Raw genomic sequence first — 14,616 nt, 5'->3', positions numbered from 1 at the left:
GACGGAGGGTCATGAGCGGGTCGCGGTGGGGGCGCTCGCCCCGGGTGCGGCGGGGCACGCAGGTGCGGGCGGAGGCGGACGCGGAGACGCCCGCGAGCCCGTGGGACACGCTCGAGCGCCCCGCCCGCGGTCCCCGCCGTGTCCCGGTGCTCCTGCTCGCCGTGCTCGCCGTCGCGAGCATGGTCATCGGCGTCCTGGCCGGCGCCGGGACGCCGCTGGTCTCCCACGGGGGCCTGGTCGCGGTCGCCGAGGACGACGAGGGCTCCGGTGACTCCGGGTCCGGGTCGGGCTCCGACGACTCCGACGACTCCGACGACTCCGGCTCCGGCTCCGGCTCCGGCTCCGGCTCCGGCTCCGAGGAGGACTCGGGCTCGGGTTCCGGCGGTGGCTCCGATCAGGAGGACGGCGGGCAGGACGAGGAGGAGGGCGGCGGGGGCCAGGCCGGTGGGGGTCAGGGCGGTGGGGGTCAGGGCGGTGGCGGCGGTGGTGGCGGTGGTGGCGCCGGCGCCGGCGCCGGCGGGGAGGACGCCGAGCAGTTCCCCGACCGCGACAAGGCGGGCCGCCCCAGCGCCGAGGAGTTCGTGGACATCCAGAACGTCCGCTCGGTGGGCCGGCGCGGCGAGGGCGGCGTGTTCTCCGGCGGCAGCTACAGCATCCGGTGCGCGATGAGCGCGCACCACAACTCCGACAACTTCATCATCGCCCCGGGCGTGCGCAACGGCGCCCAGCACACCCACGACTACGCCGGCAACGAGGGCACCAACTTCGCCTCGGAGGACGAGACGCTCGAGGAGTCCTCCACGACCTGCACGAACGGCGACCGCTCCCCCATCTTCTGGCCGGTGCTGCGGGATCTCCGCGGCGTCGGGCCGGACGTCGGGGCCGACGGGGGCAGCCTCGACGGCAACGTCGGGTCGTTCATCGAGCCGTCGTCGGTCGACTACACGTTCCACGGGCACGGCACGCGGCGCACCGAGCCGATGCCGCTGAACATCGCCCTGGTCACGGGGTCGGCCAAGGCCGCCACCACCGGGGGCGAGGGCAGCAACGCCAAGTTCACCTGCACCGGGTCGGGTCAGCGCATGACCGACCTCTACCCGATGTGCCCGGAGGGGTCGTCGCTGCAGCGCGTCTACGACTTCCCGAGCTGCTGGAACGGCCAGGACCTCGACTCGGAGGACCACGCCACCCACATCCGGTACCCCGACGAGAACGGCGAGTGCGACGAGGACCTCATCCCCGTGCCGGCGCTGCGGATCACGGTGACCTACGAGGACCCGCCGCCCGGGCGCCAGTTCGCCATCGACAGCTTCCCCGAGCAGCGCCACAACCCGATCACCGACCACGCGCTGCTGGAGTACCTGTCCTCCGAGCGCCGTGCCGAGGAGGGCGCGGACTGCATCAACAGCGCGCGGCGCTGCGTGCAGGGTCCCTCCGAGGACGCCGCGGCCGCGGGGTCCACCGACATCGTCGACCAGGTGCCGCGCTCGCGGACGTTCGTGCACGCCCTCGCCACCCACGCGAACGCCCACCAGCCGCGGCCCGCGGTACCGGCGCCCGACGGCACGCCACACGACGGCACGGCGCACGACGGCACGGCGCACGACGGCAACGGCGACGCCGCGCCGGAGCAGCACCCGTCCGTGCCGCGCCTCCCGGCTCCCGCCGGCGGGCTGGGACCGCTGCCGGGCGTCACGCCCCTGCCGCGCAGCGCCCCGCAGGTCGCGCCCGTGCGCATCCCGATCGTGCAGGGCACCTGACGCGGGTCAGGACATCGACCGTCCGGACGTCACGGTCCGGGACGCGCCGAGGCGAGGATCAGCCCCCGGTGCCCGTGCGCGGTGGTTCGTGGGCCGGGCCGTCCTGCTGGGACTGGCGGGGCCACTCGGTGCGCTGGTCGCGCCGGTCGAGCACCTCGGCGGCCTCGATGATCTGCGCGTCGGGCACGCTGTCGAGCTCGCGGTGGCTCTTGCGGTAGCGGTTGGCCTTCTCGGCCTTCTTCGGCGGGCGGTCGTTCGCGATGAGCACCGCGACCCACGGCAGCGGCACCGACAGCACGATGAACGCGACCGCGACCCAGGGCCACTGGAAGGCGATGCCGAAGACCCCGGCGAGGATGAGGCACGGGATGCGGCACGCCATGATCAGCGAATAGCGCTTCTTGCGCGCCGCGAACTCCTCGTCGTACGAGACCTGGGCCTGAGTGATCAGGATCGGCCCGTCGTCGTCCTGACGTCGGTTCACGCTCGTCGCCTCCTCGGCACCGCTCTTGCGCGGGTGCCCGCACCCATCAGAGTCAACCCTGGGCGCCCCGGGCGCCACCTGGGGGCGATCAGGAGGGCGCGTCGGCCTTCGCGGCCTTGGCCGCCTTCTTCTGCGCCTGCTTGAACTCGCGCACCTCGCCGAGCGTGACGGGGTCGACGACGTCGGCGATCGAGCGGCGCGAGCCGTCGTCGCCGTACGAGCCCGCGGCCTCGCGCCAGCCCTCCGGGCGCACGTCGCACTGCTTGCCGAGCAGCGCCGTGAAGATCTGCGCCTTCTGCTTGCCGAAGCCGGGCAGCGACTGCAGGTTCGCGAGCACCGTGCGCCCGTCGGCGGCGTCCGTCCAGAGGCGCTCGACCTCGCCGCCCCAGTCGGCCACGATCGTCCGGCACAGCGCCTGCACCCGCTCGGCCATCGAGCGCGGGTAGCGGTGCAGCGCCGGCGGGCCGGTGAACGCGGCGACGAGGGCCTCGGTGTCGTACTCGGCGATCCCGGCGGCCGTGAGCGGGCCGCCGAGGCGCTCGGTGAGCAGGGCGGGCGAGGCGAACGCGCGCTCCATCGGGAACTGCTGGTCGAGCAGCATGCCGATGAGCAGCGCGAGCGGGTTCGAGCTCAGGACCGCGTCGGCGTCGGCGTCCTGCGCGAGGGTCAGGTCGGGCACCGGGTCAGCGTCCCAGATTCTTGGCGAGCACGGCGAACCTGAAGTCGTCGTCCCGCGGCTCGCCCACGCCCTCCGCGCCGTAGGGGAACGGGCGGGTCTCCCCCGTGCGCGCGTAGCCCCGGCGCTCGTACCAGGCGATGAGCTCCTCGCGGCGGTCGATGACGAGCATCTCCATGACCGTCGCACCCCGTTCGCGGGCGTGGTCCTCGGCCGCGGCGAGGAGCGCCGACCCGACGCCCCCGCCCTGGAGACCGGGCCGCACCGCGAACAGGCCGAACGACGCCGTCGACGCGCTGGCCTCGTGGGTGACGGCGGCGCAGCCGAGCAGGTCGCCGGCGACGAGCACGGAGATCGACGGGTCGGCCACGTCGGCGGCGAGCAGCTCGCGGGTGGTGCGCGGGCCGTCGATGAGGTCGGCCTCGGACGTCCAGCCCTCGCGGCCCGACGGACCCCGGTAGGCGCTGTGCACGAGGGCGAGCAGGGAGTCCACGTCGGCGGCCTCGGCGACGCGGATGGTGAGCGGAGCGGTCACGGCGAGGCAGTGTGCCTGCCTTCTGGCTGGTATCGCTCGCCGAGCGAGCGCTACCAGCCAGTAACCGCCTCAGCGCCGGGTCGGGGCGAGCTGATCGAGCCCGCGCCCGGTGTCGACGGGACGGCGGGCGATCACCGGCAGGCCGCGGGCCCACAACCGGAGGCCCCGGTGCCGGATGGCCGCCGATACGCGCAGCGTCACCGCCGGGTGCCGCAGGACGGCGGCGAGCACCGTGCGCGCCGTGACGGGGCGCCGCCGGCCGCGCAGCGTGGCGACGAACGCCGTCCCGCCCTCGCGGCGCAGCACGATCGTCGCCGAGAGCGTCTCCCCCGGCTCCGGCACGCGCATCCGGTACTCGCCGTCGACGGGGAAGAACGGCGAGACGTAGAAGTCCTTGTCGACGCGGGCGCGGCCGGCCTCCGGGTCGTCGGAGACGTCGAGCAGGTAGTGGTGGCGCCCGCCGTAGGTGTTGTGCACCTCGGCGACGACGGCGACGAGCGCGCCGTCGGCGTCGCGGCACCAGTAGAGCGTGATCGGGTTGAACACCCACCCGAGCACGCGGGCGTGGGCGAGCATGAGGACCCGCGCGGGCCGCTCCATCCCCCGCGCGGCGAGGAACGCGTCGAGGTTCTCGCGGATCGTGCGGTCGGGGTGCCCGATGTGGTCGGCGGCCCGGAACCGCGCGAACGGCCGGAGCGGCGCGGGCAGGCGGGGCAGGTCGTCGAGGTCGACGAGCCACAGGTACAGCCGGTGGGTGAAGGCGTCGTCGAGGCCCTCGCGGCGCTGGTGCCCGACCTCGGCCTCGTAGAGCCAGCTCACCACGTCACGCCGAGGGCGGCGGCGGCGCGCACCCCCGAGGCGCAACCGTCCTCGTGGAAGCCCCAGCCCTGGTACGCGCCGGCGAAGGCGATCCGGTCGTCGTTCAGGCCCGGCAACCGGTTCTGGGCCGCGACCGACTCCGGGGTGTAGGCGGGGTGCTCGTAGTCCATGCGGGCGATGACCTTCGACGGGTCGATCCGGTCGGTCGCGTTGAGGGTGACGACGTAGGTCTCGAGTCCGGGCAACCGCATCAGCCGCGTCATGTCGTAGCTGACCAGCACCTTCGACTCCCCCGGCACGCGCAGCAGGTTCCACGACGCCCGGGCCCCCTCGGCGCGCGGGAGCACCGAGGTGTCGGTGTGCAGCAGGGTCTCGTTGGGCGAGTAGCGGAAGGCCCCGAGCACCGAGACCTGCTCGGCGGTCGGCGCGAAGAGCAGGCGCAGCGCGTCCGGGGCGTGGGTGGCGACGACGACGCGGTCGAAGCGGCGCTCGACGTCGGCGTCGTCGCGGACGCGCACCTCGTCCCCGCTGCGCACCACCGCCCGGACCGGCGTCGACACCTCCACCGCCGACAGGCCCTTCGCGGCCCGCTCGACGTAGGTGCGCGAGCCGCCGACGACGGTTCGCCAGCGGTGCGAACCGCCGATCGAGAGCATGCCGTGGTTCGCGAGGAACGTGAACAGGTAGCGCGCCGGGTACTGCCGCGAGAGCTCCGGCCCCGACGACCAGACCGCGGACACCACCGGCACCGCGAAGGTCTCGACGAAGTAGGGCGAGTAGCCGCCGGCGTCGAGGAACTCGCCGAACGTGACGTTCTCGGCGAGCGGCGACGATCCGTCCACCACCGCGCGGGCCTGGCGGTGGAAGCGCAGGACCTCGCCGAGCATCCGCAGGTAGCGCGGGTTCGCGAGGTTGCGCGGCTGGGCGAAGAGACCCTGCACGCCCCGGGCGCCCGCGTACTCGAGGCCGGTGGCCTCGTCGCGGACGCTCATGCTCATCTCGGAGTCCTGCGTCGCGACCCCGAGCTCGGAGAACAGCCGCAGCAGGTTCGGGTAGGTGACGTCGTTGTGGACGATGAACCCGGAGTCGACCGCGACGGTGTCGAGCTCGTGGGTGTGCGCGTGCCCGCCGAGACGACCTTCCGCCTCGAACAGGGTGACGTCGTACCGCCGCTGGAGCAGGTAGGCCGCGGTGAGTCCCGAGACCCCCGCACCGATGACCGCGACCCGCTCCCGCATGCCTGCTCCTCACCCGAATCCCTACGGATTCTCCAGGGGGACCTCCAGTCCCTCCGGATCCCCTGCCGCCATCGCTTTCGCGACGGGCTCGGTGAACGGTTCGAGTCCGAGGGCCCCGAGGGCGAAGTGTGTGACGAGGTCGTGCCAGTCGGACGCCCGCCGCAGCATCGTGTGGCCGTCGCCGAGGACGTCGAAGCGGGCGACGCGATCGGAGATCGTCGCCACCCGGCCGGCGAACCACCGGGAGGCCTGCGGGGAGGTCATGCGCTCGCGGTCGCCGTGGGCGATCAGCACCGTCCGGCCCGCGAGGTGCTCCCAGGGCTCGCCGCGCTCGATCCACGGCGCCAGCCCGGCGACGCCGACCACGCCCTCGTCGCCGCCGACGCGCAGTGCGGCGCGCCCGCCCATCGAGTGCCCGACCAGCACGACGGGCACGTCGCCGTGACGCTGCCGCAGGTCGCGCAGGGCCCAGCGGGCGTCCTGCACGGGGTCGAGGTCGGGGGCGTTCCAGCCGCGGTAGCGGTAGCGCAGCAGGCCGACGTCCACCCCGCGGCGGGCTCCGGCGGACGCGAGGCTCCGCGCGAACGGCACCATCCGCAGGTAGGGCAGCCGCAGGCCGTCGGCGGCGTCCCGGTTGTCCGGGCTCCCGCCGTGGAGGACGACGACGGCGCCGGTCACGGGACGCCGGGTGGCGGGGCGGACGCGGTCGAGGCGCGGGAGCGTCACGTCTCCATCCTGCGGCCTGCGGCGTGGGGACGCGGGCCGGGAGGCGCCTCAGCGGACGAGGCGCGCGCCACCCTGCCTGCCGGCGAGCGCGAGGATCAGCTCGGCGGCGCTCGCGGCCACCGGCGTCCCCCGCCCGTGCGTCCAGGCCAGGTCGGTGGCGCTGAGGGCGAGACCGGCCGTGTCGACTCCGAAGACGGTGCGCCCGCCCGGGGCGACGAGCTGATCGAGGACCGCCGCGGCGGCCTCGTCGGCACCGACCCGCCCGAGGGCCAGCGGCACCGTCACGTCGAGTCCGTGGATCACCACGTGGCTCAGCGAGCCGGCCATCCCGCCACCGGGCTGGGCGAAGGAGGCCATCGTGTCGCTGCGCAGGTCCGCGATCAGCGCGGTGGGCAGCAGCGTCCCGTCGGCCGCCGCGAGGCGGTCGGAGGTGCGGGTGAAGTCGTACCCGTCGGCGGCGAGCTCGGCCGCGAAGCGGTCGGCCGGGTAGCGCGCGGCCATCGTCAGGTGGGCGACGACGTGGGCGACCGTCCACCCCGCACACAGCGAGTCCGCCGACCAGCGGTCGGGCCCGAGCGGCTCGAGCGCGTCCGCCAACGCCGTGAACTCGGCCGCGACCAGGGCGTCGAGCGTGCTGGTGCTCATGCCGGAGCCCCGCCCGTGAGGACCTGGGTCAGCCGCACCTGGTTGCCCGAGGGATCGCGGAACCCGGCGTCGATGCCGTAGGGCCGCGCCTCGGGGGGTTCGGTGAACTCGACTCCCCGGGCCGTGAGCAGCTCGTGGTCGCGCCGCACGTCGTCGGTCGCCAGGAAGATCGCACCGGCCAGGCCCTGGGACATCACGGAGCGGATGAGCTCGGTCTGCTCGCGCGCGAGCACCGGCGGCTCCGGGACCGCCATCAGCACGAGCTCCAGGTCGGCCTGCCCCGGTGGCCCGACGGTCAGCCAGCGGAAGCCGCCGAGCTCGGGGAAGGTCGCGTCCGCCCGGAGCTCGAACCCGACCTTGCGCGTCCAGAACTCCAGGGCGACCCGCTGGTCGTGGACCCAGACGTTGATGCGGTGGATGGCGAGCACGGCGCCGACGTTAGGGATCCGCGACGCGCGGGTCCTCTCGAGAACTCCGGTTCTGCGGGCGCCCGTAGAGGCGCGTCACGCACTCCGGCAGGAGCGCGTGGTCGTGCGCGGGCGGGAACGCCGTCCGATGGGCGGTCGGGGTGCGCCCGAACATGCGCCGGAAGCTGACGGTGAAGCTGCCGACGCTGCTCAGGCCCACCTCGGCGCAGATCCGGGCCACCGTGTGATCGGTCTGGCGCAGCAGCGCCGCGGCCCGTTCCAGCCGACGCGTGAGCAGATAGGCGTGGGGGGTGACGCCGAACGCCGCGGCGAAGCGGTCGCTGAAGTGGGCGGTGCTGAGCCCGGCGGCGCGCGCGAGATCGGGCACGTCGAGGGGTTCGGCGTAGGCACGGTCGGCCAGGTCGCGCGCCCGCAGCAGGTGCCGCTCGACCGGGTGCGCGGTCACCGTGCCCACGGCCCCATCATCGTGGCCCATCATCGCCCGGCGACACGCCCGTGTCACGGCCGCCGAACCCCTCGCGCGCCCGGGACGTACGCGTGCCGAGACATCCCTGCCCCCGGAAGGAACCCCATGAAGGCCGGAGACATCGCCCCCGACTTCGAGCTCGCCGACGACACCGGCACCCGCCGGACGCTGTCCGGACTGCTCGCCGACGGTCCGGTGGTGCTGTTCTTCTACCCCCTGGCCTCCTCGGGCGGCTGCACCCAGGAGAGCTGTCACTTCCGCGACCTCGCATCCGAGTTCGCCGCGGTGGGGGCCCAGCGCGTCGGTATCAGCGCCGACTCGGTCGAGAGGCAGCACACGTTCTCGACCGCGAACTCCTTCGACTACCCCCTGCTCTCGGACCCCGACGGTGCCGTCGCCAAGCAGTTCGGCGCCAAGCGGTCGTGGCTGCCGGCGCTGCCGGTGAAGCGCAAGACCTTCGTCATCGACACCGACCGCACGGTGCTCGAGGTGATCGGCAGCGAGATGAAGTTCGACCTGCACGCGGACGACGCCCTCACGACCCTGCGCGAGCGCCAGGGCGCGTGACCCCGCCCCGGCTCTGCCCCGTCCGGTCCGCACCGCCTCACGTGGCGCGGGCCGGGCGGGAGCCCGGGGGCAGCGGGAGGAAGCCCGAGGTGCGGCGCACGTACTCGTCGTAGCCCGGGCGCTGCGACATCGACTTCTCGGTGAGCTCCTTGCCCGTCACGGACGTGAGCAGGTACGTCATCAGCAGCGGCCCGACGACGGTGACCAGGGCGAGCGGGTGGCCCGCCGCGACGACGAAGACGCCCCACCAGACGCAGGCGTCGCCGAAGTAGTTCGGGTGGCGGGTGTAGCGCCAGAGCCCCGAGTCCATGACCTTGCCCTTGTTGTCCGGGTCGGCCTTGAACGACGCGAGCTGGGCGTCGCCGACCGACTCGAAGGCGAACCCCACCAGCCACAGCAGGGCGCCGACGATCACCACGGGCAGCACCGTCGACGCCCGCACCATCGCGGCCAGCACGGGCAGGGACACGACGAGCATGACGCCGGCCTGCGGCAGGTAGACCTTGCGGAGCACGAAGGCGGTCACCGCGCCCGGCGGGTGGTCGTCGCCGAGCATCTCCGCGTAGCGCGGGTCCTCGCCCTTCCCGTGGTTGCGCCAGCCGATGTAGATCGCCAGGCGCAGGCCCCAGACCGCCACGAGCGCGAGCACGACGGTGCGCACCACGGTGTCGCCGACGCCGAGGACGCCCGAGGTCACGTACGCGATCACCGCGACGGCCACGAAGCCCAGGCCCCAGGTCACGTCGACGACGCTGTGCCGCCCGGCCGCGCGCGCGACGACCAGCGTCGCCGCGAACACCACGACGACGCCGGCCACCGCGGCCGCGACCAGGAGGCCGAAGGCGGCCAGGTCGAAGGCTGGGCTCACGATCCCGTCGTACCCGCGTCCGACCGCGCCCGCACCGACCAGTCGTCGCGGGTGACGGGCATGCCGCTGCGGCCGCGGTCGGTCGGGCGGGCGAGGAGGATCTGGTCGACGCCCATGCGGTTCTCCTCGAACGCCAGCGCACCGCCGGCCAGGTAGAGCCGCCACATCCGCGCGCCGCGCTCGCCGAGGAGCCCGACGGCCTCGTCGAAGCGCTCCTCGAGCGTCGCGAGCCAGGCCCGGATCGTCGGGACGTAGTGCTCGCGCATGACGTGCACGTCGCGGACCTCGAGGCCGGAGCGCTGCAGGAACGTCAGGGTGTCGCCGACGGGGCGCATCACCATGTCCGGGGTCACGTAGGTCTCGATGAACGCTCCGCCGCCCGGCGCGTTCGCCCCGCGCGACATCTGCTGGACGAGCGCCCGCCCGCCCGGCCGGAGCGCGCCGTGGAGGGTCGCGGCGAAGACCGGGTAGTGCGCGTCGCCGACGTGCTCGCCCATCTCGATCGCGCTCACGGCGTCGAACGGGCCGTCGACCGCGGTGATCTTCTCGGCGACGTCGCGGTAGTCGAGCAGGTCGACCTGCACCTGCCCGGCGAGCCCCTCGGCGCGGATCCGGGCGTTGACCTGGTCGCGCTGCTCGCGCGAGATCGTCACCGCCCGCACCTGGGCGCCGAACTCGCGCGCGGCGTGCACGGCGAGCGAACCCCAACCACAGCCGATGTCGAGCAGCCGGCGCCCGGGCGCGAGGTCGAGCTTGCGGCAGACCAGGTCGAGCTTGTCGCGCTGCGCCTGCTCGAGGGTGCTGTCCTCCGACGTCCAGTAGCCCGACGAGTAGGCCATGGAGTCGTCGAGCAGCAGACCGTAGAAGGCGTTGCCGGCGTCGTAGTGGTGGGCGATGACGGCCCGGTCGCGGCGCTTGCTGTGCAGTCGCCCCTTGATCCTGATGGCCTCGGGCGGGGGCGCCGGCCTGGTACCGAGCAGGCCGAGACGCACGGCCTGCGCGGCCAGGCCCGGCAGCTCGCGGGCGCCGGGGCGGCGCTTCGTGATCGTCCCGGAGTTCACCAGCGCCCACATCGCCGAGAGCCCCTCGGCGAGGTCACCGTCGACGTCGAGGTCGCCCGAGACGTAGGCGTGCGCCAGGCCCATCTCGCCCGGCTCCCACAGCAGCCGGCGCAGCGCCCGCCGCGAGCGCAGCACCACCGTCGGGACGCCGGGCCCCGGCGCCGCCCCGGCCTCGCTGCCGTCCCACGCCCGGATGCGCACCGGGATCGGACCCTCGAGGAAGGCCCCGACCGCGCCCACCACCCGCTGTGCTGCCCCTGCGCCCATCGTGTTCTCCCTCCGTCGCGACGTCCCATGGATCGGACGGAAGCGGCCATCGGTTCGCCCGGTTCGCATCCGTCACAGTTGCCTCGTCGCGATCGGGTGTAGACGGCGTGTCGTCCGGGTGATCCGAATACGGAACGTGCTGCGATTCACTCCATGGTGGGGGTGGACCTGGCGGTGAACGACGTCCCGATCGTGGGAGAGCCGATCGCGTTCGGTGTCGGGTTCATCGTGCTGCTGTTCGTGTGTTTCTCCGCCGTCCTCCGGAAGTACTTCGTCACGCTCGCACACGAGGGGGGTCACGTCCTCGTCGCAGCTGTCACCCTCCGACCGAAGATCACCATGGAGCTCAAGGACAACGGCAACGGAGAGACGGGCTGGGCACGCTCCGCGTGGTTTCCCAACGTCCTGAATTGGATCGTGGGCTACGCGACACCTCCCCTTCTCGGTCTCGCCGCCGCCGCACTCATCGCGATCGGGAACCCCTGGGCGGTCCTCCTCGGAGCGGTGGTCCTGTCCTTCGCCCTCATCCCGTTCTCGATCAAGGGGCTAGCTTTCCTCGTACCCACGTTGGTGGTGCTCGGAGTCGGCTACGTACTGGTGTCCGGTTCGGCAGAGCTCCAAGCCGGAGTCGCGGTGGGCATCGCGTGGCTCCTGCTCATCGGCGGCGCCGCCGACAACCTGAAGTTCCGTGGCGGCAAGGCGGACGCGGGCTACCTGGCAAGAGCGACGATCATCTTTCCTACGTTCGTATGGGAGCTGCTCTGGGCCTTCGTCTCGATCGTGACCCTCATCGTCGGCGGCCAACTCCTCCTCCGGCCGGGCTACGCCATCGGCTAGGGACGCCCACCCATGCAGTCCGCGACGCCGGGAGACATGATCTGCGGCATGGCGCGTCAGGACCGGCTCCGCCGGATCTCCCAGGCCCACGATCGCCGTCGTCCGGGGCGGCCGATGCGGCTGTGGCGCAAGCTCGCGATCCTGGCGCTCTACCCCCGCACCGACCGCGGCTTCTGGTACGGCTTCGCGATCGACGTGCTCTGGCCGGTGCTCATGGCCGTGGCGCGCTGGGACTTCCGCGGCGGGCGGCAGGTGCCGGCGTCGGGCGGGGCGCTGCTCGCGGTGAACCACCTCTCGCACGTCGACCCGATCGTCCTGGTCTCCTACTGCATGGCCCAGGGCCGCGTGCCCCGCTTCCTCGCGATGAAGGAGCTGTGGGGCCAGACGGTGGTCGGCGCGCCGCTGCGCGGGGGCCGGCACATCCCCGTCGACCGCAGCGCCTCCGGCATCGAGGCCTACCGCGCGGCGGTCGAGGCGGTCCGCCAGGGCGAGGTCGTGGTCGTCTACCCCGAGGGCGGCTTCTCCGAGAACTCCGACGGATGGCCCCGCCCGGCGCGCACCGGCGTCGCGCGCATGGCCCTGGAGACCGGCGCGCCGGTGATCCCGGTGGCCCAGTGGGGCTCCAACCACCTGCTCCCGCCGACCGCGAAGTTCGGCACGCTCTACCCGCGCGCGACCCTGCGCGTGCTCGCGGGCCCGCCCGTCGTCCTCCACGACCTGCGCGAGGGACGGATCGGGCGCACCGCCCTGCAGGAGGCCACCGACCGGATCATGGGCCGGATCACCGAGCAGCTCGCGGTGCTGCGTCGCGAGGAGCCGCCGCAGCCCGAGGTCCGCGACCCGGAGCCCGCGGCCGACCTCCAGCCGCCCGCCGTCAGCTGAGCAAGCTCCACATCAGCCCAGAAGATCACCAGCGCGTCGTACACCTCCCGAACGCGGACGAGGTGCATCTCGCGCCCCTGATCTTCGGTGCCGACCCTGCACACCGGCCCCAGAACGAACGAACGGCACTTCCGCTTCATCCGATGAAGCGAAAGTGCCGCTCGTGTGCCTCCGGCATGTGAGCACTTCGAGGTGCCCACATGCGCGCAGCGCACCTAGCCGTTCATCTGCTTCTGCATCTCCTCCACGACGGTCGGGTCGACCAGCGTGGACGTGTCGCCCAGCTCCTCGCCCTCCGCGAGGTTCTTGAGGAGCCGCCGCATGATCTTCCCCGACCGCGTCTTCGGCAGGTCACTGGCGAAGATCACCGTCGCGGGACGGGCGAGCTTGCCGATCGACTGGGCCACCTGCTCGCGCAGCGCCTGCTCCAGCTCCTCGGTGCCCTCCTTGTCGCCCTTGAGCGACACGAAGGCGACGATCGCCTGGCCGGTGTCGTCGTCCTTGCGCGCCGCGACGGCGGCCTCGGCGACGTCGGCGTGCTCGACCAGGGCGCTCTCGACCTCGAAGGTCGAGAGACGGTGGCCGGACACGTTGACGACGTCGTCGATGCGACCCATGAGCTGGATGTCGCCGTCGGCGTCGTACTTGGCGCCGTCACCGGCGAAGTACGCGTCGGAGTACTTCGACCAGTAGGTGTCCTTGAAGCGCTGGTCGTCGTTGTAGAGCGTGCGCATCATGCCCGGCCAGGGCTGGGTGAGCACGAGGTTGCCCGTCTGCTCGACGCCGAGCTGGTTGCCCTCGTCGTCGCGGACCTCCGGACGCACACCCGGGAACGGCTGCTGGGCCATGCCCGGCTTCATCGTGGTGATCCCGGGCAGCGGCGTGATCAGGATGTGCCCGGTCTCGGTCTGCCACCAGGTGTCCATGATCGGCGCCTTGCCGCCGCCGACGTGCTCGCGGTACCACTCCCAGACGTCCGGGTTGATCGGCTCACCGACGCTCCCGAGAATCTTGATCGAGCTCAGGTCGTGGCCCTCGATGTGCTGCTCGCCGGCCTTCATGTGCGACTTGATCGCCGTCGGCGAGGTGTAGAGGATCGTCACCCCGTACTTGTCGACGGTCCTCCACCAGACGTCCTTGTCCGGGTAGCCGGGGACGCCCTCGAAGAGCACCGAGGTGCACCCGTTGGCCAGCGGTCCGTAGACGATGTAGCTGTGGCCGGTGATCCAGCCGATGTCGGCCGCGCACCAGTAGACCGAGTCGTCCTTGACGTCGAAGACCAGGTTGTGGGTCGTCGCGCAACCGACCAGGTAGCCGCCGGTGGTGTGGACGACGCCCTTCGGCTTCCCGGTGGAGCCCGACGTGTAGAGCAGGAAGAGCAGGTCCTCGGACTCCATCGGCTCGCACGGGCAGTCCGACGCGTCGCCGGAGACGTCCGCGACGAGGTCGTCGAGGTAGACGTCGCGGTCGCCCATCGGGATGTCCGCGCCGGAGCGCTTGACGACGACGACCTTCTCGACGGTGGTCGGGCCGGCGTCGAGACCCTCGTCCGCGTTGGTCTTCTGCGCGCCGGACTTGCCGCCGCGCATCGCCTCGTCCTGGGTGATGAGGACCTTGCACTCGAGGTCGTTGCAGCGCTCGGCCACGGCCTTGCCGCTGAACCCGCCGAACACCACGGTGTGCGGCGCGCCCAGACGGGCGCACGCCAGCATGGCCACGACGGCCTCGGGGATCATCTGCATGTAGATGCCGACCGGGACGCCCTTGCCGACCCCGAGCTTCTTGAGCCCGTTGGCGAACTTGACCACCTGCTCCTGCAGCTGCGAGAAGGTGATGTCCCGCGCCTCGGACGAGTCCGGGCCGTCGTCGGGCACGACGTGCAGGGCGACCTTGTCGCCCTTGCCGTTCTCGACGTGGCGGTCGACGCAGTTGTAGCAGGCGTTGAGCTTCCCGCCCACGAACCACTTCGCGTAGGGCAGGTTCCACTCGAGCACCGTGTCGAAGGGCTCGAACCAGCTGATCTTGTCCTGGGCCTGCTGGCTCCAGAACTCCTCGAGATCCTGCTCCAGCATCTCCGGCCGCACGTTGGCCGTCTTCGACAGCTCCGAGTCCGGCGGGTAGGTCTTCCCCTCCTGGCTGGTGGTCGCTTCCGACATCCGCGTGTGCCTCCCGGTCGTCGTCACGGGCACCGACGGGCGCCGTCGACGCCTGGTGCCCCTTGCTGTGTGCGTACCGTCACGCACATCCCTGCCCGAGGCAACGGTGCGATCGGAGAAGTCGCGTCCGGGGTGGCGATGATCGCCTGCGGCTGCAGTGTGACGATCACGTGCGTGCCCCGACCCGACCTCCCCGATTCG

Annotated in this window: 16 protein-coding genes; 4 read left to right on the top strand and 12 right to left on the bottom strand. The window is 72.6% G+C overall.

What is annotated here, in order from left to right; translation table 11 throughout:
- Window positions 1-11: 11 nt before the first annotated feature.
- Window positions 12-1,760, top strand: a complete 1,749-nt coding sequence (locus PH191_RS05635; RefSeq protein WP_274193602.1) for a DUF1996 domain-containing protein — start codon at window positions 12-14, stop codon at window positions 1,758-1,760.
- A gap of 58 nt (window positions 1,761-1,818) precedes the next feature.
- Here PH191_RS05635 and PH191_RS05630 read toward each other — a convergent pair whose 3' ends face one another.
- The 9 genes from PH191_RS05630 to PH191_RS05590 all read right to left on the bottom strand — a co-directional run bounded on the left by PH191_RS05630 (window position 1,819) and on the right by PH191_RS05590 (window position 7,765).
- On the bottom strand, window positions 1,819-2,244 hold the full coding sequence (locus PH191_RS05630; RefSeq protein ID WP_274193601.1) for a DUF3099 domain-containing protein: 426 nt from the start codon (window positions 2,242-2,244) through the stop codon (window positions 1,819-1,821).
- A gap of 88 nt (window positions 2,245-2,332) precedes the next feature.
- On the bottom strand, window positions 2,333-2,923 hold the full coding sequence (locus PH191_RS05625) for an HhH-GPD-type base excision DNA repair protein (RefSeq protein ID WP_274193600.1): 591 nt from the start codon (window positions 2,921-2,923) through the stop codon (window positions 2,333-2,335).
- Window positions 2,924-2,927: 4 nt separating this feature from the next.
- Window positions 2,928-3,455, bottom strand: coding sequence for a GNAT family N-acetyltransferase (locus PH191_RS05620; RefSeq protein ID WP_274193599.1), 528 nt, complete (start codon window positions 3,453-3,455; stop codon window positions 2,928-2,930).
- A gap of 69 nt (window positions 3,456-3,524) precedes the next feature.
- Window positions 3,525-4,277 carry a DUF1365 domain-containing protein gene (locus PH191_RS05615; RefSeq protein WP_420791754.1) on the bottom strand — a complete coding sequence of 251 codons (753 nt, stop codon included), beginning with the start codon at window positions 4,275-4,277 and terminating at the stop codon, window positions 3,525-3,527.
- Complete coding sequence (locus tag PH191_RS05610; protein WP_274193597.1) at window positions 4,271-5,512, bottom strand: NAD(P)/FAD-dependent oxidoreductase; 1,242 nt, start codon at window positions 5,510-5,512, stop codon at window positions 4,271-4,273. Before PH191_RS05610 ends, PH191_RS05615 begins: the two co-directional genes overlap by 7 nt.
- A 21-nt stretch (window positions 5,513-5,533) precedes the next feature.
- Window positions 5,534-6,238 carry an alpha/beta fold hydrolase gene (locus tag PH191_RS05605; protein WP_274193596.1) on the bottom strand — a complete coding sequence of 235 codons (705 nt, stop codon included), beginning with the start codon at window positions 6,236-6,238 and terminating at the stop codon, window positions 5,534-5,536.
- 48 nt (window positions 6,239-6,286) lie between these two features.
- Entirely contained in the window at window positions 6,287-6,883 is a 597-nt protein-coding gene (locus PH191_RS05600) for a maleylpyruvate isomerase family mycothiol-dependent enzyme (RefSeq protein WP_274193595.1), read from the bottom strand.
- A complete protein-coding gene (locus PH191_RS05595) occupies window positions 6,880-7,311 on the bottom strand; it encodes a VOC family protein (protein ID WP_274193594.1) in 432 nt (143 codons plus the stop codon). Before PH191_RS05595 ends, PH191_RS05600 begins: the two co-directional genes overlap by 4 nt.
- Before the next feature lie 10 nt (window positions 7,312-7,321).
- Window positions 7,322-7,765 carry a helix-turn-helix domain-containing protein gene (locus PH191_RS05590; protein WP_274193593.1) on the bottom strand — a complete coding sequence of 148 codons (444 nt, stop codon included), beginning with the start codon at window positions 7,763-7,765 and terminating at the stop codon, window positions 7,322-7,324.
- A 117-nt stretch (window positions 7,766-7,882) separates the two neighbouring features.
- Here PH191_RS05590 and PH191_RS05585 point away from each other — a divergent pair, with 117 nt between their 5' ends.
- The gene (locus tag PH191_RS05585) at window positions 7,883-8,344 is read left to right on the top strand and encodes a peroxiredoxin (protein WP_274193592.1); all 462 of its coding nucleotides are present in this window, start codon (window positions 7,883-7,885) and stop codon (window positions 8,342-8,344) included.
- A gap of 37 nt (window positions 8,345-8,381) precedes the next feature.
- On the opposite strand, the gene PH191_RS05580 is transcribed toward PH191_RS05585, so the two are convergent.
- The gene (locus PH191_RS05580) at window positions 8,382-9,212 is read right to left on the bottom strand and encodes a DUF1295 domain-containing protein (protein WP_274193591.1); all 831 of its coding nucleotides are present in this window, start codon (window positions 9,210-9,212) and stop codon (window positions 8,382-8,384) included.
- A complete protein-coding gene (locus PH191_RS05575; protein WP_274193590.1) occupies window positions 9,209-10,540 on the bottom strand; it encodes an SAM-dependent methyltransferase in 1,332 nt (443 codons plus the stop codon). The genes PH191_RS05580 and PH191_RS05575 overlap by 4 nt, the downstream gene beginning before the upstream one ends.
- Window positions 10,541-10,693: 153 nt before the next feature.
- On the opposite strand from PH191_RS05575, the gene PH191_RS05570 reads away from it, so the two are divergent.
- On the top strand, window positions 10,694-11,377 hold the full coding sequence (locus tag PH191_RS05570; RefSeq protein WP_274193589.1) for a M50 family metallopeptidase: 684 nt from the start codon (window positions 10,694-10,696) through the stop codon (window positions 11,375-11,377).
- A gap of 48 nt (window positions 11,378-11,425) precedes the next feature.
- Window positions 11,426-12,259: a lysophospholipid acyltransferase family protein gene (locus tag PH191_RS05565; protein ID WP_274193588.1), complete on the top strand. Its 834-nt coding sequence runs from the start codon at window positions 11,426-11,428 to the stop codon at window positions 12,257-12,259.
- Window positions 12,260-12,474: 215 nt separating this feature from the next.
- On the opposite strand, the gene acs is transcribed toward PH191_RS05565, so the two are convergent.
- Complete coding sequence (gene acs / locus PH191_RS05560) at window positions 12,475-14,415, bottom strand: acetate--CoA ligase (RefSeq protein WP_274193587.1); 1,941 nt, start codon at window positions 14,413-14,415, stop codon at window positions 12,475-12,477.
- Window positions 14,416-14,616: the final 201 nt, after the last annotated feature.

This window comes from Actinomycetospora callitridis (assembly GCF_028737265.1).
Lineage (GTDB): Bacteria > Actinomycetota > Actinomycetes > Mycobacteriales > Pseudonocardiaceae > Actinomycetospora > Actinomycetospora callitridis.
The sequence above is the reverse complement of the archived record's forward strand: the minus strand, read 5'-3'. Positions and strand labels throughout refer to the sequence as shown.